This window comes from Kaistella yonginensis (assembly GCF_030409525.1).
GTDB classification, from domain to species: Bacteria; Bacteroidota; Bacteroidia; order Flavobacteriales; family Weeksellaceae; genus Kaistella; species Kaistella yonginensis.
The window spans coordinates 58,233-77,478 of the sequence record NZ_JAUFQB010000003.1 but is presented as its reverse complement, the minus strand read 5'-3'; the positions used below and the strand labels follow the sequence as shown (position 1 = coordinate 77,478).

Genomic DNA, 19,246 nt, shown 5'->3' with positions numbered 1-19,246 from the left:
CTTTTTTCTCTTTATTTTAAATAGTTATTTAAGAACTGAAATCTCCAGTGAGCTATCTCCAAAAATTTTTATAAAGGCTTTTGTATAATCTTCTTTCGTTGCAAAATTAGGATTCGCTAGAAATTTCTGAGGGTTGATAGCAAATAACGGGAACCACGTACTAGAAATCTGAATCTGAATTTTGTGGCCTTTCTTAAAAGTATGCAGAACATCTTGTAATTTTACGTCAACAGTTGTTTTTTTATTGGCAATTAATGCTTCCCCTTTTTCTCTCGAGTTTCTAAACCTTGCTGGCATAATTTCGCTACGGACCATCTGATGGTAATTTCCATAGATCACGCCTTCTTTTTTTTCTTTTGGCAAATAATCTTGTGGATAAACATCAATTAATTTCACCGCGAAATCTGCGTCAGTGGAAGTTGATGCTATATTGAGCTTGGCTATTATCTCCCCAGTCAACGTAAGATCTTCGGTTAAAATATCTGTTGTAAAAGTTAGTACATCAGGACGGCCTACTGCAAATCGCTGGTCTTCACTCATATAATTTCTGGGCGTAAAACCATTAAAATCCTTTAAGTTATCCGAACTAAGAACAGGATTGTTTGGGTCACTATAATATTCAGAACTGCTACCAGATGGATTATTTTTCAACGTTCCATCTGCTAAGTAAAAACTAATTTTTTGGCTGTTCTTTGGCGGATAAATAGAAAACTCTTTCCATTCTTTTTTTCCAGTATCATAAAGTACTGCTTCGGGTAGTCCTGCATCAGCCTTTGAATTTCCTTTTAAATAATGCTTAAAAAATGGCGTTTCTAACTTGGTCTGGTAATACGTTGCAATACTGTCTCCAAAATAAATTTCATTGTGAAAATGCTTTCCCATTTCTCTTGACCATGCACCGTGCGAAAATGGTCCCATCACGATCGTGTTCTTGGCTAGTGGACTGGTCTTTTCAATCGTTTTATAGATATTTAGGGGACCAGATAAATCTTCTGCATCAAACCAACCCCCTACGGTCATCACAGCATGTTTAATGTTTTTTAAATGTGGAAGCAAGCTTCGCTTTTGCCAGTAGTCATCATAATTTGGATGATTCATAATTTCTGTCATAAAGAAATTATCTTGGTAGTATTTTTCATAACCATCTTTCAAAGTACCCATGTCTCGGTAAAATTTTAATCCATCTTCAGAAGTTTGTTTTACGAAAGTATCCATATACCAAGCCTTATTTTCAGCTTTTGTTTTTTGAATTCCAAAAACAGGAAAGGTTCGGAAATAGCCCAGCATAAATCGACCATTATGCAGAAAGTCATCATTCCAAAAGTCAGAAATCGGTGCTTGTGGTGACGATGCGACCAAAGCGGGGTGTTCAGAGAGTGCACCCGCTGCGGCATAAAAGCCAGGGTATGAAGTTCCGTATTGCCCTACTTTGCCATTGTTGTAAGCAATGTTTTTCAAGAGCCAATCGATGGTGTCATAGGTGTCCGTGCTTTCATCTACATCTTTTTTAGTGTGATGTTCCACTTGCGGCGTCATGTTGGTAAATATTCCTTCACTCATATATCGTCCCCGCACATCCTGATAAACGAAAATATATTGATCCTTCATTAGATATTTATTCGGGCCTAAAGAAGATTTATATTCATTCTCACCGTAGGGCGCAACACTATAGCATGTTCGTTGCATGAGGAAAGGATATTTTTGTGCTTTTGAAATATCTTTTGGAATATAAATCGAAGTAAATAGTTTTGTGCCATCTCGCATCGGAATATAAACTTCCTTTTTCGTAAAATGATCTTGTACAAAGGTATTATTTGGTCTATTTTGAGACATTCCCCACAGAAAACAGACCATGAAAAAGAAGGAAAGATGTTTTTTCATAAATAAAATTTTAACGAATTTATGAAAAAATTTGTAGAAATTTGAACCAGAAAATGCAAAAGATGGAATTATTTGAAAACATCCCTGATCCTGATTTTAATGTGTTGCCCCAAGACGGAACCGTCAATTATCACGGCAAAATCTTTAATCAAGAAGAAGCAGATTTTTTTAGCGAAAAACTACGAGAAACAATTGTGTGGAAAAATGATGAAGCCATTATTTGTGGTAAAAAAATTTTAACCAAAAGAAAAGTCGCTTGGTATGGCGATGAACCGTTTGACTATACCTACTCAAAAACCACCAAAAAAGCACTTCCCTGGACGCCAGAATTATTGCAATTAAAAAAAATAATTGAAGAGAAAACCGAGGAAAAGTTTAATTCTTGTCTGCTTAACCTTTACCATAACGGCAGTGAAGGTATGGCCTATCACAGCGATGCCGAAAGGGATTTAAAGAAAAACGGTGCGATTGCTTCCGTGAGTTTTGGTGCAGAAAGGAAATTTTTATTTAAACATAAAATCACTCAGGAAAAGGTCGGAATATTTTTAGAAAATGGCAGCTTACTCGTGATGAAAGAGCAAACTCAAAGTTTTTGGCTCCACCGACTGCCGCCCACTAAGAAGGTTTTATCAGCCAGAATTAATTTAACTTTTAGATGCATCGAGAAGAATTAATAAATTTAATTTTTTATGGCTATCTTTGATATAAGTAATCGAGAATTCAGTCATTCACTGATGAAATACATTCTCTAATCGAAATTTTATGAAAATTTTATAACTTCCGATGAATCTGATTACTAATTTATTATTAAATTTGAGACTAAATTTTTTTAACTTTAAATAAAATTCAATTATGAAAAAAACAATCGCAATGGCTGCCTTGGCACTTGCTGTATCTTTCGGGTCAATTTCTTGTAAAAAGAAAGTTTCCGATGCAGACTTACAAACACAAGCAACAACAGTAGTAACTTCAAATCCTAGTGCTTCCGTAGAAGTAAAAGACGGAACTGCACATTTAAGTGGAACATTTGCCGATCAAGCGTCAAAAGATGCAATGATCGCTTCTCTTAAAGCAATCCCTGGGGTGAAAGATGTGATGGACATGTCTACAATTGAAGCACCAGTAGTCGTAGAAACAGTTTCTGCGGTAGACCCTGCAGTTCAGCAAAAAGTTTCTGATGCGGTAAAAGATTTCCCATCAGTAAAAGTTGAAGTCGTAAACGGTGAACTCACCTTGAGCGGGAATGTATCTCCAGAACAAGCAAGAAAAATCAAAATGTCTGTAGATGCTTTGAAAGTTGGAAAAGTAAACTATAATTATACTGTAAAATAATCAAAATGAATGCATTACAAGATAAATACGCAAGTGTAATTTCTGCAGCACAGTCTGCTGGAGTTTCAAATTTACAAGTTTCTGAGCAAGATGGGATTTTATACATATCCGGAAATGCAGGCAACACCGCCGCAAAAGATGCGGTGTGGAATGCTTTAGGAGCAATTGATTCTACGTATTCCGCCTCTGATATTAATGTGGATGTGCAAGTTGCAGGATTAGCAGCTGGTGCCACTTTAATGGTAGCGACCGAATCTTCAAACCTTAATCTCCGTCAAGAACCTTCTACAGAAGCTGCCATCGTTGGCAAAGCTGCGAAAGGAGAGTCGGTTACTTTGGTTGAGCAAACCTCTGATGATTGGTGGAAAGTAAAGACTGCCGATGGTGAAGAAGGATACGCTTACGCAAGATATTTACAAGCCTAATTTTAACACGATTAAAATACGAAACCTCTGATTATTCAGGGGTTTTTTTGTAGGCCATCTCGTCTGCAGATTTCCCCAAGCCACACCCATCGCCAAATCTTCAGACGAGACCGCGCTTTCCATTACAATCTTTTTTCACCGCCGCTATAGCCTCTGCAAAAAAAAGGATTTTCATTGCAATCGCTTGTCCGAGAAGTCACTTATTTAAAATTTCTTGATTAAATATAAAATTTTCTCCCTTCATTTATTTTTTTCGCAGAACACCTAACTCTTAAAATTTAATTTATATTTGTACCACCTCTTATGAATAATCGCTCAAATAAACATCTATGAAACTAGCATTACACTGGAAAATTTTAATAGGAATGATTCTTGGGATCATCTTTGGATTTACGATGAACCATTTGGGTTTCAATTTTTTTGTAGAAGATTGGGTTAAACCTTTCGGTGTAATCTTCATAAATTCTTTAAAATTAATAGCTGTTCCGCTCATCGTGGTTTCTTTAATCACGGGAATCGCAGATTTAAAAGACATCTCTAAAATTTCTAAAATAGGGGGTAAAACACTTGTGTTTTATCTTTTTACCACTGCAATTGCAGTTTCCCTCGGGTTAATTCTAGCGAATCTTATTCAACCCGGAACTTTTGTTTCTGCAGAAGCGGGAGCTCAGCTTTTAGATACCTTTAAAGATGATGTTTCCAATAAAATTTTGCAGGCAGATGCGCATAAAAACACTGGACCATTGCAACCGTTGGTCGATATTGTTCCCGATAATTTTTTCCGAGCATTAACAGACAACGGAAGCATGCTGCAGGTTATTTTCTTCAGTGTCTTAATCGGAATCGGAATTATTTTAATTAAACCCGAAGACTCCAAACCCGTGGTTGGTTTTTTTAAAGGAATGAATGAAATTATTTTAAAAATAATTGATCTCATCATGCTTACTGCCCCTTACGGAGTTTTTGCACTTTTAGCAGCGTTGATGGTAGAGATTCCAGATTCATCAATTTTGACAGGTTTGCTGGCCTATGCACTTACCGTGGTGTTAGGTTTGGCAATCCTTATCGTATTGTTTTACTCTTCTATTTATTATTTATTTACAAAAAGAAGTCCTTGGAAATTTTATAAAAGGATCTTGCCGGCGCAACTCTTGGCTTTTTCTACGAGTTCATCTGCTGCAACTTTACCGGTAACCATGGAACGGGTGATCGAACATGTTGGTGTTGATGATGAAGTAGCCAGTTTCGTTCTTCCGCTTGGCGCAACCATTAATATGGATGGAACCGCAATTTATCAGGCAATTGCTGCCATCTTTATTGCGCAAGTGATGAGTATTGATCTAACTCTTGGACAGCAGCTGATGATTATTCTAACCGCAACACTAGCATCTATTGGTTCTGCTGCTGTGCCGAGTGCGGGTATGGTGATGTTGGTGATCGTTCTTGGCCAAGCAGGAATTCCGGAAGCTGGGTTGGCTCTTATTTTTGCAGTAGACCGACCTTTAGATATGTTAAGAACTGTGGTAAATGTAACTTCAGACGCAACGGTTGCGGTGGTCATCGCAAAAACAGAAGGTCTTTTGCATGATCCAGAAATCAAAAACTGGGATGATAATTATGCACAAAATAATTAATGAATTTTATAGATCGAGTGCGCAGTAAAAACAATCAATGGAAAATTCGTAATCTTAATTAATAAAAGAGGAATTTTAAATAAAACAAGTAACAGAAATAAAATAGGAAGCCAACTTTTCATGAGTTGGCTTTTTACTTTAATGATGAAATCTGTTTTCTTAGTCCTTCAAAAAGTTTATCTTTGCACCATTATTTTTCTCACTTAAACCGTTTATAGCATGCAACTGTACAACACCTTAAGCGCAGAAGAAAGAGCTCAACTTATTGATGAAGCTGGTAAGCAACGTCTTACTTTGTCTTTCTATGCGTACGCCAAAATCACAGATCCTAAAAAATTTCGCGACGAATTATTTATAGCCTGGAATACACTTGATGCATTGGGTCGTATCTACGTGGCTCACGAAGGAATCAATGCGCAACTGAGTATTCCTGCAGATCATTTAGAGGCGTTCCGCGATACGCTGGAAGAATACGAATTTATGAAAGGAATCAGGTTAAATGTGGCTGTTGAGCACGATGATCATTCCTTTTTAAAACTCACCATTAAAGTCAGGCACAAAATTGTTGCAGATGGTTTAAATGATGAAACCTTTGACGTCACCAATAAAGGGATTCACCTCAAAGCGCAGGAATTTAATAATTTACTCGAAGACCCCAATACAATCGTAGTTGATTTTAGAAATCATTATGAAAGTGAAGTCGGTCATTTTGTAGGAGCTATTACACCAGATGTAGAGACCTTTAGAGAAAGTTTACCAATTATTAATGAACAATTACAAGATTTTAAAGAAGATACAAACCTTTTAATGTATTGTACTGGCGGAATTAGATGCGAAAAAGCCAGCGCTTATTTTAAACATCAGGGTTTTAAAAATGTTTATCAATTAGAAGGCGGAATTATTGAATATACCCGCCAGATCAAAGTAGAAAATATTGACAGTAAATTCATCGGGAAAAACTTTGTCTTTGACCACCGTTTAGGCGAAAGAATCACCGATGATGTTGTTTCGCAATGCCATCAATGCGGAAAACCTTGCGATAATCATACGAACTGCGCCAATGATGGTTGTCATTTATTATTTATTCAATGTGATGATTGCAAAGCTGCGATGGAAAATTGCTGTGCTACCGAATGTTTAGAAATAATACATTTGCCTTTAAGCGAACAGGTAAAATTAAGAAAGGGAAAAGAAGTGGGAAATAAGGTTTTCAGAAAAGGAAAATCTGATGCTTTGAAATTTAAAAACTCTGGTGATTTACCCAACAAACCATCGGCAAAGACGGAATCAAAAAATATTCGCCAAAAAATTGCAATCAAAAAATTGTTATTGGGAAAAGCTGAACACTATTACACAAAGTCAAAAATCGCACAGTTTTTAATTAACAATCACGAACTTACCATTGGAGATAAAGTCTTGATTTCCGGACCAACAACTGGTGAGCAGGAATTAACCATTACCGAGCTTTTTGCTAATGGTAATCTTTGTGAAACAGCAAAAGTTGGAGACCAAATCACTTTTGAAACTCCATTTAGAATCCGATTATCTGATAAATTATATAAAATAGTAGGTTCATGACAAACAGCGGAACAATCGAATTAATGTCACCTGCGGGAGATTTTACTTCCATGCAAGCAGCAATTGATAATGGTGCAGATTCTATTTATTTTGGGGTAGAACAGTTGAACATGCGTGCGCGTGCTTCCATGAACTTTACGTTAGATGACCTGCCGGAAATCTCCCGAAGATGCTCGGAAAAAGGAGTTCGCACTTATCTTACTTTGAACACCATTATCTACGATCACGATTTATCTTTAATTAAAACCCTTTTGGATAAAGCAAAATCAGCCAATCTTACCGCAGTAATTGCGATGGATCAGGCCGTAATTTCTTATGCCCGACAAATCGGTATGGAAGTGCATATCTCTACCCAAATTAACATCACCAATATCGAAACGGTTAAGTTTTACGCGCTATTTGCCGATACTATGGTGATGAGCCGGGAATTAAGCATGACGCAGATTAAAAAAATCTGTGATCAGGTAGTGAAAGAGCAAGTGAAAGGACCAGCAGGAAATTTGGTAGAAATTGAAATCTTCGGGCATGGTGCACTTTGCATGGCGGTTTCTGGGAAATGTTATTTGAGTTTACATTCCGCAAATTCTTCTGCAAACCGAGGAGCATGCAAACAAAATTGCCGTAAAAAATATACCGTCATCGATCAGGAAACCGGTTTTGAAATTGAATTGGATAACGAATACATGATGTCGCCCAAAGATTTGTGTACGATCAATTTTTTAGACCAAATTGTAGATGCAGGAGTACGTGTTCTCAAAATTGAAGGACGTGGTAGAGCACCTGAATATGTGGCGACTGTTACGAAATGTTATCGCGAAGCTATCGACGCTATTGCAGAAGGAACGTATAACCAAGAAAAAGTTGCAGACTGGATGAAACAACTCGAAACCGTTTACAATAGAGGTTTCTGGGGCGGTTATTATCTTGGTCAGAAATTAGGGGAATGGTCCGCAGAAAATGGGTCTGCTGCGACTCAGAAAAAAGTGTACATCGGAAAAGGAAGGCATTTCTACCCGAAATCAAATATTGCAGAATTTTTAATTGAAGCCTATGATTTAACGATCGGTGATAAAATTCTGATTCAGGGTCCCACAACAGGCTCGCAGGAATTGCTATTAGAAGCCATGCGAGTGGATGAAAAACCAGAGGCCACCAAAGCCTCAAAAGCAGATGTGGTCACCTTTAAAACAGATTTTAAAGTAAGACCTTCGGATAAATTGTATAAAATTGTACAAACTGACTAATCTTACCAATTACGCATTATAAAAAATGATCATCGTAACGCTTCAACGGGAGAAATGCATCGGCTGTAATTATTGCGCTGAATTCGCTCCGGAGTTTTTTCGGATGTCTAAGAAAGATGGGAAATCCGTTTTATTAAACACAGAAAATAAAAAAGGTTTCTATACCTTAAAGATTTCAAATCATGAGGCTTTTGAGGTATGCGATAAAGCTGCGAAAGCCTGTCCGGTAAAGATTATTACGGTTAAAGAAATATAAAGAGTAATTCTGAGATGACGTTTCTAAGTTTGAAACGTCATTTTTTTAGTAATTTTGAAAATGAAAAAATCTGAAATCCGAAAAGTTTATTTAGAAAAGAAGAAAACATTAGTTCCTGCTGAAATTTCAATTTTATCGAAAAATATATTTGAAAATTTTATTGCTCAATTTTATGTAAAAGAGAACCAGATCGTTCACTGTTTTTTATCACTTCCAGAGAAAGGGGAAGTTGATACAACACTTTTTATTAATTATTTTTTTGAAAATAACATTCAGGTTTTTGTTCCAAAAATCATAAAAGGTAAATTGATCGCCCTGGAAATTACAGCAGAAACCCCATTAATAGAAAACTCTTGGGGGATAAAAGAACCTGCCGGAAGCGAAGATTGCGGCGTGAAAAATTATGATTTCGTCATTACTCCGCTTTTGTATGCAGATCAATTTGGAAATAGAGTAGGCTATGGCAAAGGTTTTTACGATCGGTTTTTTTCTGAAATTAATCGCAATGCAGTTAAAATTGGTGTAAGTTTCTTTCCGCCAAATGAAGAAATTGATGATGTTTCTGATTTTGATGTTCCCTTAAATTATCTGGTCACCCCGACAGAAGTACTGTCTTTTGGTAGTTTTGAATCGAAATTCACGAAATAAAATTTAAACTCTTTCTGAAATTTCACGGGCGATGGTTGCAATACATATTGCGCGTTTTTTTCGAATGAGCCAATTAAGCGGTTTCTAAAATCGAAGTATTCTACATAAAACTTCGCCATATCAAGCGTGTCATTTCCTCTGATTTCCTTGGTTACCTTGATGTTTCCGACCTTGGCGGTTTGAACTTTTAAACTGTCTAATTGCAGCAACAAAGGCCCTAGATTGTTAGAGTCTTGTTTGACGAAGTAACTGTTCATTTGCGCATAAATAACGGAGTCTATTTCTGTATCGCGGTTACCAGAGGTATACAAGGTAGACAAATCAAGCAGCTCCTGAATCTTTTGTTTGGTAATCGAGGCAATCGCCTGAACACTGTCCATTTTCGTAACAGGATATGATTTTTTATTATTGTTGTTTCTAATAATTTCTAAATCAGATCTTTGGGTGGTTTCTTTATTGCAGGAAAATACTAGTAAAAGTAAACTGATTAGGAGAATAACGATATTATTTTTGCTTTTCATCGGTGGCAATTTTAAATTTAATCATAATTATTTTATTGGATTTATCATCTTTTGTATCGATAACTTCTAAATTCTCCAATGAGGTGGACGGCAAAGTCACTAAATTAATATATCTCTGTTTATCCATGGTTTCTACACCATAAGTTTCATTCTCATACACTTGGTAAATAAGCGCGTTGTCACTGATCAAATAATTTAACGATTCTCTTTTTCGTTTCAAATCTTTTATTGATTTGGAGTAATAGAAAAGCATAATCGCATAATCATTGGGTTTCAACTCTATGGTTTCTGCCTCTGGTGCAGTTTCTAAATTGCGGCGTATGGTATCTGTTCTATAATAAGGAGATGAAACCACCATGGTCAAGTTTTTTGATTTTGTAGTGTACACAAAGGCTTCGTTTGGTTTGGCATTATACAAAATAGGTGATTCATTTTCCTTTAAAATTTGAACCTGTAATTCAGCATTGATCCTTGAGTTTCGATCCGCATCAATAAAGCTGTAGTAGAATTTTTTGCTGAAGAGTTCATCTTTGAAACCTAAAAGTCCAACCAAAACAGCCAAAATACCAGAAATACCCAACCAAATATATTTTTTTACAATTGTTAAAGTTGATTTTTGCTCAGAAGTATCATAAGTGCTAAAAACCGGCGCTTTTTCACTAATCAACTGATTATCAGTAGCTGAAATTTGTAAATCGGTTATTAATTCGGGCTTTAGATTCTCTTTTTGAATGGGAATAGATCGCTTTTGCTCATTTTGATGCTCTTCTGCGATATTTTCTGCTTTTTCTACCTCTTTCTCTAGTTTTTCTTGAATGTTTTCATCAGAATCTTCGAATTCTTTTAAAATTTCATTGGCAAAAAGATGCTTCTTTTTAAAATCGTACCAAGACACATAACCCGCATAGATACTCAGGATATTAAGCATATCTATTCTTGGAAGTTTGGTTACAGGAGAATTTTTGAAGTAGGTATAAAAAGATTTCTCACTCATATTTCCCTTTGCGATTTTTCTCAAATCTTCTTGAAAATAGATTATATCTATGCCTTTCCATTTTGATATATCATCAAAGGAAGGAGTGTGATTGTCTAAATATTGAGATTGAACCTCATTTTTTAGCTGTTCGAAGTGTAATAAATCTAAATCGCTCAATTGCTAAATGTATGTAATTTATTGATTTTCAGTAACGTAATTTTGTAAAATGATTTTACAAATATATTACAATTAATTTTCCAATACAAATTTTTTTCTCGCCCTATCTTTGTCCTGTTCAAAATGATGAATGAGAACAAACAAATTTTAATACAACAAAACAATTAAATTTAATTTATTATGAAAAAGTCATTATTCGTAGCTGCTATCGCTGCTTTAGCTCTTGTAGCTTGTAACAAAACTGAAACTGTAGAAACTGCTTCTGCTGTTGATTCTTCTGCTGCTGTTGTTGATTCTGCTGCTGCTGTTGTTGATTCTGCTGCTGCTGTAGTTGATTCTGCTGCTGCTGTAACTGTTGAAGCTGGCGCTACTGCTGTAGAAGGTGCTGCTGATGCTGCTGTAGAAGCTGGTGAAGCTGCTAAAGAAGCTACTAAATAATTAGTATCTACTTACAAATTAACCGTTTCTCTTTGAGAAGCGGTTTTTTTTTATGTCAATTTCTGACGTAAAATCTCAAAACAACTTATCGCTACTGCATTGCTTAAATTCAAGGAGTCGATACTTCCTGCCATAGGAATTATTGTATTTTTTCCTTTGCCAATCCAAAAATCAGTTAAGCCAGAATGTTCTGTTCCAAAAACAATAGCGCTCTTTTCTTTTAATTTTCGGTTCTGTATGTTTTCAGATTGCTGATCCATGATCGTGGTATAAATCTGATAACCATTTTCTTTTAAAAAGTGGTACGTTTCTTCATTACTACAAGAAAAAATATTCATTCCAAAAAGACAACCTACACTAGAGCGGATTACATTCGGGTTATAAAAGTCGACTTTCGTATCGGTGACTATCAGTGCATCTACTCCAAAAGCCTCGCAACTTCTTAAAATAGCACCTAAATTTCCAGGTTTCTCGATACCCTCAACAACGATTACCGCTGAGTTTTCTGCCGGCTCGAAATCTTGTAAATTTGATTCCTTCGTTTTAAAAATTCCTATAATTCCTTCCGAAGTTCCTCGGTAAGCAATTTTTTCATAAATTTTTGCTGTTACCAAATGAACTTTTCCTATGGGTAAGTCGCCACTGAAAATATCTTGTGCCACAAAAAATTCCTGAGAATCAAATCCTAATTGCAAGGCTCGCTCGTTTTCCTGCTGTCCTTCCACAATGAAAATACTTTCCTTTTTTCGGAATCGATTATCGGTGATCAAACGGGTTACATATTTTATTTTTTCGTTTTGAAAACTTTCTATCATTTCTTTAATTGCGATTTTGTGGTTCTTCCTTAAGGTCTAACTCCAATTCATTATGGGATTGTCCTTGCGAAATTAGGTGATCTGGTAAAGACTTCTTCGCTTTCGCACCCATGATTTTTAATTTTTGAACACTGTTGACCAGATTTCCTTTTCCAGTAACCAATTTATTCATGGCACCTTCGTATTCCGTTTTTGCATCTTCCATTTTCTTTCCGATTTTTAATAAATCAGTGACAAATCCCTCAAATTTATCGTATAATGCACCTGCCTGTCTGGCTATTTCTAGAGCGTTTTCCTGTTGTTTTTGATTTGTCCACATGCTGTCAATCGTTTTTAGAGTTGCTAAAAGCGTGGATGGGGTAACGATGATAATGTTTTTTTCAAATGCCTTATTATAAAGATGAGTATCCTCATTCAAAGCAATGGCAAAAGCAGGTTCGATCGGGACGAAAAGTAAAACAAAATCCGGACTTTCCATTTGATATAATGCCTGATAATTTTTGGTACCTAGCTGTTCAACATGACGCTTTAACGACAAAACATGTTCTTTTAAATGCGTTGGTTTTAGATCCTGACTTTCTTCATTAATGTATCTTTCATAGGCATTGAGGGAAACTTTTGAATCGATAATCATCTTTTTCCCATCGGGTAAATTAATAACAACATCTGGCTGTAAACGACCTTCGCCGGTTTGATGGCTTTTTTGAATATCATATTCTCTGCCTTTTTCTAAGCCAGATTTTTCTAAAACTCTTTCTAGCACCAATTCGCCCCAATTGCCCTGTATTTTATGGTCGCCTTTTAATGCTTTGGTTAGATTCAGTGTTTCTAGGCTCATTTGCTTGTTCAGATCTTGTAAACCCATAATCTGCTGCCGCAAAGCGGCGTGATAATCAATACTTTCTTTATGAGTATGATCTACTTTTTTCTCAAAATCGGTAATTTTTTCTTGTAAAGGATGGAGAATTGTTTTCAACTGATGTTGATTTTGCTCCGTGAATTTTTTTGTTTTTTCCTCTAAAATTTTATTGGCTAAATTTTGAAACTCAGTTTTGGCCAATTCTTGTATTTTTAGGATTTCTTCTTTTTGATTCTCTAATGATATTTTTAGCGCTTTATTATTAGCTGATAGTTCTGCGTTTTTTGCGAAGAAATTCTGTTTTTCTGTATAAAGGTTTTCTATTTGAACCGTTTGTCTTGCATTAATTTCCCGCTGATCTTCAAATTGGGAATGGAGTGAAATATTTTCTGCTGAAACTGTCGCTAAATCATTTTTCACCTGATGGAGAACTTCTGCTTGAATGTGATTGGTCTGTTTTTCTTGTTGCCAATCGTGCTGAATCTCCTTATTTCTGATTAAGTAATTGTCTAAATCTGAATTTGTTTTAATATAATTTTGATTCAAATTATCAAATTTTTGTCGAGGAATATGTGAGGCTTTTAAGATGAAATACGGAATCACTGCACCCAAAATGACACCGAAAAATAAACCGAAAATAATAGAAGTAAAATCCATTTTTCAAAAATACAAAAGTTAAATATAGTAATCTAGAAAGTAGAGAAATTCTTAGTTTTCTATGCGAAGAAATTCTTTGGCGAGTTCGATCATTTTCGGATCTCCTGTGTATTTACCATGTTCATCCGATAGTTTTACAGTCGGGATCCAGTCGCCATTAATTGATTGTGCGCCAATGAGTTTCATTACGATATTCATGGGTTTTAAACCAACATCATTGGTAAGGTTGGTGCCAATTCCGAATGATATTCCAATTCTGCCTTCGCAGGCTTTTGTAATTTCTTCTACTTTTTCTAAATTAAGTCCATCAGAAAAAATGATGTATTTGAACAGCGGATTAATACCATTTCTTTTATAATGTTCAATGGTTTTATTGGCAAATTCAATCGGGTCGCCGCTGTCATGACGAACACCATCAAACAGTTTTGCAAATTTTTTATCAAACTGTCGGAAAAAGACCTCCGTTGTATACGTGTCAGATAAAGCAACTCCTAAATCTCCACGGTAAACATCTACCCAATGCTCGAGTGAAAGAGCGTTTGCCATTTTAAATCCATATTCTGCAGCATGGAACATAAACCATTCATGCGCGTGTGTTCCAATAGGTTTTACGCCGTATTTCATGGCGAAATGAACATTTGAACTGCCAATAAAATGACCTGATTTATTATTTTTCACCAAAGAATCTACCACCAAATCATGTACTTTGTAGGAGTGTCTTCGTCTTGTGCCAAATTCTGCAAAAGTTACATTCAATACGTTAAGTTGGGTTGCTTTTTCCAAAGTTTTTTTGATCACTGCTTCATTAGAATTACGCTCCATGTGGTTCATCTCATAATGAAGCTCAGATATTAAAGCCAAAATCGGGACTTCCCATAGAATTGTTCTGTACCATTCCCCTTCCACCGTAACTACTAAGGAGTTTTTTGTTTGCACGATTTTCACTTCACTCGGGTCGTAATGATATCCTGCTAAAAAATCCAAGTAAGGAAGATCCAAATACGGACAGGTTTCTTTTAGAAATTGCTTCTCGTCTTTGGTTAATTTTAGCTCTGCCATTGCGTCTACAGATTTTCGCAACTCCACTGCGAAACCTTCCGGAAAATGGTGGTTGCCACGATTAATGAATTGGTATTTTACTTTTTCGTTCGGAAAAAGCTTAATCACTGCATTTTGCATGGTGATTTTATAGAAATCATTATCGAGAATTGACTTTAAGCGGACTTCAATCATAATTTAATATAAGTTCAAACAAATGTAAATATTCAAAAATAAAAAATCGCCTAATAAAGGGCGATTTTTAAATTTAATAGTATTTTATGACTTACTTTCCAAGATAGGAGTTGTACATCCAAACTTCTTTTTCCTGCTCGGTAATATAATCACTCATTTGAGAATTGGTCCCGGCATCGCCTGCTTTTTCAGTTCGGTCTAGGATTTCTCTTTGCAAATCAATCACGATTTTAAAGGAGGCAAGGATGTTTTCTACCGCTTTGTTTGCATCGGAAACTTCTTTGCTTTCTTTGATGATTGACAGACTTAAATATTCTGAATAATTATGGTTTGGGGTGAAACCTAAAGTTAGAATTCTTTCTGCAATTTCATCTATTTTCAAGACGAGATTATCATATAATTCTTCAAATTTAGGATGAAGCGTAAAAAATTTTTCACCTTTAATATTCCAATGTGCGCCTCTGGTATTTTGATAAAATATAGAATAATTTGCTAAAAGGATATTTAATTGTGCGGAAATCTGTTGACAATCGGTTTCGCTTAAACCGATGATTTTTGAATTGTTCATAATCTTTTTTATTAAAATCAAAGGTAATTAATAGAGAGCGGAATTGCTCAACTTATTGATTGATGAAAACTATTCAAATCATTAGTTGTGATTCATAAGAACAATTAAATTTTGATAAACTTAAAGGATTTCAGGCCCTCAGAAGTTTTAATAGAAATAATATAAGTTGCAGATGGTAAATGATTAATATTGATTTTTTTGGAGGTCTCGGTCATAATTAATTTCCCACTTAAATCAAAAATAAACACCTTTTCAATATTTAACTTGTAGGTTCTGATATTGATCACATCTGTTGCCGGATTTGGATATATGGTTAAGTCGGTATTCACCTCGGCAGTTTTTAATGATTTTTCGATGGTAACAGGTTCACGGAAGAAAGAAAGCTCGATCAATTCATTTGGTAGAACTTCAAAATAGTATGCTTCACAGGTGTATTTTGTATAATCTTCATCTTCAATACTGCTGATATAGTAGTTTTCGGACTGAACAGGGGTTCTTTGGTCTAGGTTTTTAAACCAAGCAAATTGGTATTCTTCGCCTGAAAGTGATTGCGTTAAGGTCGCGGGATTTCCGAGACTTGCAAAAACTGTTTTCGGCTCATCATATCGTTGCGGTGAATAAATGAAATCTGTTCGTGGCTGATTTTTTAATAAAAATGTTTTAAGGTCTTGTTTCGTATATCGATTGTTATCAATAAAGGTTAAGGCGGGAATGGTTTCTGGGATTTCACCGGAAAGTTGATTTCCATTTAAGGAGATCATTTGCAATTTTTTTAGTTGAAGCAGTGCATTGGGAAAATCACCTGTAATTAAATTCTTGTCCAAATAGATTTGTTCTAGATTTTGTAAACCAACGATGGTTTCAAATCCACTGGAAATTTTATTGTCAGAAAGATTTAGATGAATTAATGCTGCTAATTGTGAAAGTTGTGGTGGGAAATTTATCATTTGGTTTCCCGCAAAAGACAACCATTCTAAATTCTTCAATTGGCCTAAAGATCCGGTTGTATGTGCTGAAATTGCATTGTTGCTTAGGTTAAGAGATATTAATTGAGTTAGCGCAGATAATTCTGTTGGCAATTCTGCTAATTGATTTCCGGAAAGGTTTAATTCTTTCAGATTCAATAAGGTGGATAGCGGATTGACGTTTTGCGAAATCGAATTGTTGCTTAAATTAAGTGCTTTTAGCTTTGTTAAAGTAGAAATTTTTTGTGGCACTGCAGTTAATCCAGTGTGCGACAAGTCGAGTACTTCAATATTCGGAAAGTTTTGCAAAAGGGTTTCAATGTCAGCAAAGATAAATTCGTTATTTCCAACTGACATCTCCTTCAGGTTTGAAAGAGTTAGTAGCGCTGCTGTTGGATCACCCGTCAACCTGTTATTGCTAAGGTCTAATCGAACCAAAGTGGTTAAGCCAGATATTGCAGTTGATACCTCACCAGATAGCTGGTTAGAACTCAAATCAAGCTTTTCGAGTTTTGAAAAACCAGCAAGCGATACAGGGAAGTTGCCTTGCAAAGCATTGCCGCTCAGATTAATTTCTCTTACTGTTCCGTTTTTAATTTTAATGCCAAACCAATACCGAGGGTCTTTATTTAAATCCCATTTTACACTCCAATGTTCACCATTGGTCGTATTAAACAAATTGACCAAAGCGGATCTTTCAGCAAAAGAAATACTCCAGCTTTGTCCAAAGGTATAAGTTGAGATAAGAATAAAAAATAAAAGTTTTTTCACTGCGTTTTTAGATTTTTAGAGAATACAAATATATGCTAAAAGTTGATTTATAAAATTTTCAGCAAAATTTACCAGTTCCATTTCTCTTTAAAAACTAAATTTTACGCTATAAGCCTGTTGTATCAATTTTCATTTGGGTAGCGAGTTCTACACCCGCTTCTTCTAATTTGGTTTTCAGTTTAAGCAATGCTTCACTTTTTACTTTCATAATATTTTCCCCGCTTTTCATAAAGAACCGCGCTTGAAAATAAAAAACACCAAATGATTGTTTAAGAATAATGACTTGAGCCTCATCCAAATGATCCGTAAAATCGAAGCTTTTAATTTCGTCCAATATAACTTGTATTGTTTTCTCTAAATCTTGAGTCGCTGAAACTTGTAAATCCAAAAAAACTTTTCGCTGTCCGGAAGAGGAATAGTTGGTAAATGGCGCGCTGAAAATTAATTGATTGGGCACAAAAACTTTTTTACCTTCATCAGTGATGATTTTGGTAGTCAAAAATCCGATCTTTTCTACCACCCCTGTCACGTCCTTAATCGAAACATAATCACCAGGCGCAAATGATTTATCAATTCCAACCAAAGCACCAGAAAACATTGATGATACCAGATCTTTCAATGCCACACCAGCGACCACACCAGCAACTCCTAAACTTCCAATGAACTTTAAAACAAATCCACCAAGTCCCATTATTTCAAAGGAGATAAATGCACCGGATAAAATAATAAGAAATTTAAAAACTTTAATTAAAGTGACAATAGAGTTGTTTTTGCTTTTCGGAAAAAAGCGATGAAAAATCTTTACCGACAGTTTGCTTAGGTATGAACTCATGGTTAAAAAAAACAGGAAAACCAATATTCCGACTGCAAGTTTTGGTGTTGCCTGTGCAAAACTTTTATACCAACGGTCAAGTACAGCTAAAATAATTTCAAAGTAATTCATAAATCAAAGATATTAATATAATTTAGGGGTCATGCCTGCAAATTTCTTTCCAAAAAAATGGCACTCTAGATTTTCAACTTTATGTATATTTGCAGTCCACAAGAAAAATGGCTTGTTGATTTCCGCTCCAGCGGAGGTAGGAAAGTCCGGACACCATAGGGCAGCAAAGCGGATAACATCCGTCGGTCGCGAGATCAGGACCAGTGCAACAGAAAGTATGTATATTAATTTATAGTGAAACCAGGTAAACTCTTTGCGGTGCAATGTTAAGTATATCGGATTTCTCGATTCGTCGAGATAGGAGTGGCTCGCTCCAAAAACCGAGGGGTAAACAGCTCAAGCTTTGCAGCAATGTAAAGCGTAGATAAATAACAGGCATTTTGACTTCGGTCAGAAAACAGAATCCGGCTTATCGTTTTTCTTGTGGGTTTTTTTAGTCCTTTTCCAGTTGTTTCTTTGCCTCAGCTAGAGCGTTGGTCTCTTTTTCTGAAAGTGTTGGATATTTTAAATCCATTTTTTCCATGGTGTCGATGATAATTTGAATTGCAGCAACTCTTGCAAACCATTTGTTATCAGCAGGAATAACATACCAAGGCGCGTATTCTTTTGAAGTTTCATTAATTGCTTCCTCATACGCTTTCATATAATCAGGCCAAAGCGCTCTTTCTGAGAGATCTGAAGCCGCAAATTTCCAATTCTTATCGGGTTCGTTAATGCGGTCGAGAAATCTTTTTTTCTGCTCTTCTTGGGAAACATTCAAGAATATTTTCACAATTGTAGTTCCGTTGTTTGCCAGATGTTTTTCAAAGTTTCTAATGCTTTCGTACCGGTTTTCCCAGAATTCATCATCAAAATCATCAACATCTTTCCAGACTTTTTCATTAAGGTTATATTCAGGATGAACCTTGCAAACTAAAACACTTTCATAATGACTTCTATTAAAAATTCCAATTTTACCCTTTTCTGGCAGCGCGATATAATGACGCCAAAGAAAATCATGATCATATTCTTTCGAACTTGGCGTTTTGAAACTATGAACCTCGCAACCCTGTGGATTTACACCGCCAAAAACATGTTTGATAAGCGAATCTTTCCCCGCAGCATCCATCGCTTGTAATACAATCAAAATTGATTTGCTGCCATCGCTATATAATCTTTGCTGCAGTTCTCGCAGTTTTTCCTGTTCTTCGACCAGCATTTTTTTTTCCTCATTTTTCGAGAGATTTCCCTCATATTCCGTTGAGAAATTTCTCATAGAGAATTTGTCTTGTACGATAAAATCATCACTAAAATCTAAATCCATAAGTTTAATATTTGTACTAAAA

General features: G+C 35.6%; 19 protein-coding genes and 1 other RNA gene. 10 read left to right on the top strand and 10 right to left on the bottom strand.

The genetic code is table 11. The annotated features are described in order from the left end of the window. Positions 1–24 precede the first annotated feature (24 nt). Positions 25–1,881 carry a CocE/NonD family hydrolase gene (locus tag QWY78_RS01280; protein ID WP_290215857.1) on the bottom strand — a complete coding sequence of 619 codons (1,857 nt, stop codon included), beginning with the start codon at positions 1,879–1,881 and terminating at the stop codon, positions 25–27. 62 nt (positions 1,882–1,943) lie between these two features. On the opposite strand from QWY78_RS01280, the gene QWY78_RS01275 reads away from it, so the two are divergent. The 8 genes from QWY78_RS01275 to QWY78_RS01240 all read left to right on the top strand — a co-directional run bounded on the left by QWY78_RS01275 (position 1,944) and on the right by QWY78_RS01240 (position 8,998). After that, positions 1,944–2,555 (top strand): alpha-ketoglutarate-dependent dioxygenase AlkB family protein, encoded by a 612-nt coding sequence (locus QWY78_RS01275; RefSeq protein ID WP_290215856.1) that lies wholly within the window; start codon positions 1,944–1,946, stop codon positions 2,553–2,555. 178 nt (positions 2,556–2,733) lie between these two features. Further along, positions 2,734–3,213 carry a BON domain-containing protein gene (locus tag QWY78_RS01270; RefSeq protein WP_290215855.1) on the top strand — a complete coding sequence of 160 codons (480 nt, stop codon included), beginning with the start codon at positions 2,734–2,736 and terminating at the stop codon, positions 3,211–3,213. Between the two features lie 5 nt (positions 3,214–3,218). Then, a complete protein-coding gene (locus tag QWY78_RS01265) occupies positions 3,219–3,638 on the top strand; it encodes an SH3 domain-containing protein (RefSeq protein WP_290215854.1) in 420 nt (139 codons plus the stop codon). 329 nt (positions 3,639–3,967) lie between these two features. After that, positions 3,968–5,272, top strand: coding sequence for a dicarboxylate/amino acid:cation symporter (locus QWY78_RS01260; RefSeq protein ID WP_290215853.1), 1,305 nt, complete (start codon positions 3,968–3,970; stop codon positions 5,270–5,272). Positions 5,273–5,491: 219 nt separating this feature from the next. After that, complete coding sequence (gene trhO / locus QWY78_RS01255) at positions 5,492–6,850, top strand: oxygen-dependent tRNA uridine(34) hydroxylase TrhO (RefSeq protein WP_290215852.1); 1,359 nt, start codon at positions 5,492–5,494, stop codon at positions 6,848–6,850. Further along, on the top strand, positions 6,847–8,094 hold the full coding sequence (locus QWY78_RS01250) for a peptidase U32 family protein (protein ID WP_290215851.1): 1,248 nt from the start codon (positions 6,847–6,849) through the stop codon (positions 8,092–8,094). The genes trhO and QWY78_RS01250 overlap by 4 nt, the downstream gene beginning before the upstream one ends. Positions 8,095–8,119: 25 nt before the next feature. Then, the gene (locus QWY78_RS01245) at positions 8,120–8,350 is read left to right on the top strand and encodes a ferredoxin (RefSeq protein ID WP_290215850.1); all 231 of its coding nucleotides are present in this window, start codon (positions 8,120–8,122) and stop codon (positions 8,348–8,350) included. 60 nt (positions 8,351–8,410) lie between these two features. Continuing rightward, on the top strand, positions 8,411–8,998 hold the full coding sequence (locus QWY78_RS01240; RefSeq protein WP_290215849.1) for a 5-formyltetrahydrofolate cyclo-ligase: 588 nt from the start codon (positions 8,411–8,413) through the stop codon (positions 8,996–8,998). On the opposite strand, the gene QWY78_RS01235 is transcribed toward QWY78_RS01240, so the two are convergent. Both QWY78_RS01235 and QWY78_RS01230 read right to left on the bottom strand, forming a co-directional pair. Further along, positions 8,935–9,519: a hypothetical protein gene (locus QWY78_RS01235; protein WP_290215848.1), complete on the bottom strand. Its 585-nt coding sequence runs from the start codon at positions 9,517–9,519 to the stop codon at positions 8,935–8,937. The two genes, QWY78_RS01240 and QWY78_RS01235, sit on opposite strands and share 64 nt — an antisense overlap. Continuing rightward, entirely contained in the window at positions 9,503–10,672 is a 1,170-nt protein-coding gene (locus QWY78_RS01230; RefSeq protein WP_290215847.1) for a hypothetical protein, read from the bottom strand. The genes QWY78_RS01235 and QWY78_RS01230 overlap by 17 nt, the downstream gene beginning before the upstream one ends. Positions 10,673–10,852: 180 nt before the next feature. On the opposite strand from QWY78_RS01230, the gene QWY78_RS01225 reads away from it, so the two are divergent. Continuing rightward, the gene (locus QWY78_RS01225) at positions 10,853–11,110 is read left to right on the top strand and encodes a hypothetical protein (protein ID WP_290215846.1); all 258 of its coding nucleotides are present in this window, start codon (positions 10,853–10,855) and stop codon (positions 11,108–11,110) included. A gap of 50 nt (positions 11,111–11,160) precedes the next feature. Here the strand turns inward: QWY78_RS01225 and QWY78_RS01220 are convergent, their stop codons facing one another. The 6 genes from QWY78_RS01220 to QWY78_RS01195 form a co-directional block, all read right to left on the bottom strand. Next, positions 11,161–11,925: a TrmH family RNA methyltransferase gene (locus QWY78_RS01220; RefSeq protein ID WP_290215845.1), complete on the bottom strand. Its 765-nt coding sequence runs from the start codon at positions 11,923–11,925 to the stop codon at positions 11,161–11,163. A 4-nt stretch (positions 11,926–11,929) separates the two neighbouring features. Beyond that, positions 11,930–13,441 (bottom strand): DNA recombination protein RmuC, encoded by a 1,512-nt coding sequence (locus QWY78_RS01215; RefSeq protein WP_290215844.1) that lies wholly within the window; start codon positions 13,439–13,441, stop codon positions 11,930–11,932. A 51-nt stretch (positions 13,442–13,492) separates the two neighbouring features. Beyond that, positions 13,493–14,674: a nicotinate phosphoribosyltransferase gene (gene pncB, locus QWY78_RS01210; protein ID WP_290215843.1), complete on the bottom strand. Its 1,182-nt coding sequence runs from the start codon at positions 14,672–14,674 to the stop codon at positions 13,493–13,495. Positions 14,675–14,765: 91 nt separating this feature from the next. After that, positions 14,766–15,242, bottom strand: coding sequence for a Dps family protein (locus QWY78_RS01205; protein ID WP_290215842.1), 477 nt, complete (start codon positions 15,240–15,242; stop codon positions 14,766–14,768). Positions 15,243–15,346: 104 nt separating this feature from the next. Beyond that, complete coding sequence (locus QWY78_RS01200; protein WP_290215841.1) at positions 15,347–16,978, bottom strand: T9SS type A sorting domain-containing protein; 1,632 nt, start codon at positions 16,976–16,978, stop codon at positions 15,347–15,349. A 106-nt stretch (positions 16,979–17,084) separates the two neighbouring features. Then, positions 17,085–17,921 (bottom strand): mechanosensitive ion channel family protein, encoded by an 837-nt coding sequence (locus tag QWY78_RS01195; RefSeq protein WP_290215840.1) that lies wholly within the window; start codon positions 17,919–17,921, stop codon positions 17,085–17,087. A gap of 99 nt (positions 17,922–18,020) precedes the next feature. Here QWY78_RS01195 and rnpB point away from each other — a divergent pair. Next, an RNA gene (gene rnpB / locus QWY78_RS01190) (RNase P RNA component class A) lies at positions 18,021–18,349 on the top strand. Positions 18,350–18,354: 5 nt separating this feature from the next. Here the strand turns inward: rnpB and QWY78_RS01185 are convergent. Next, positions 18,355–19,224 (bottom strand): polyphosphate kinase 2 family protein, encoded by an 870-nt coding sequence (locus QWY78_RS01185; protein ID WP_290215839.1) that lies wholly within the window; start codon positions 19,222–19,224, stop codon positions 18,355–18,357. Positions 19,225–19,246 lie beyond the last annotated feature (22 nt).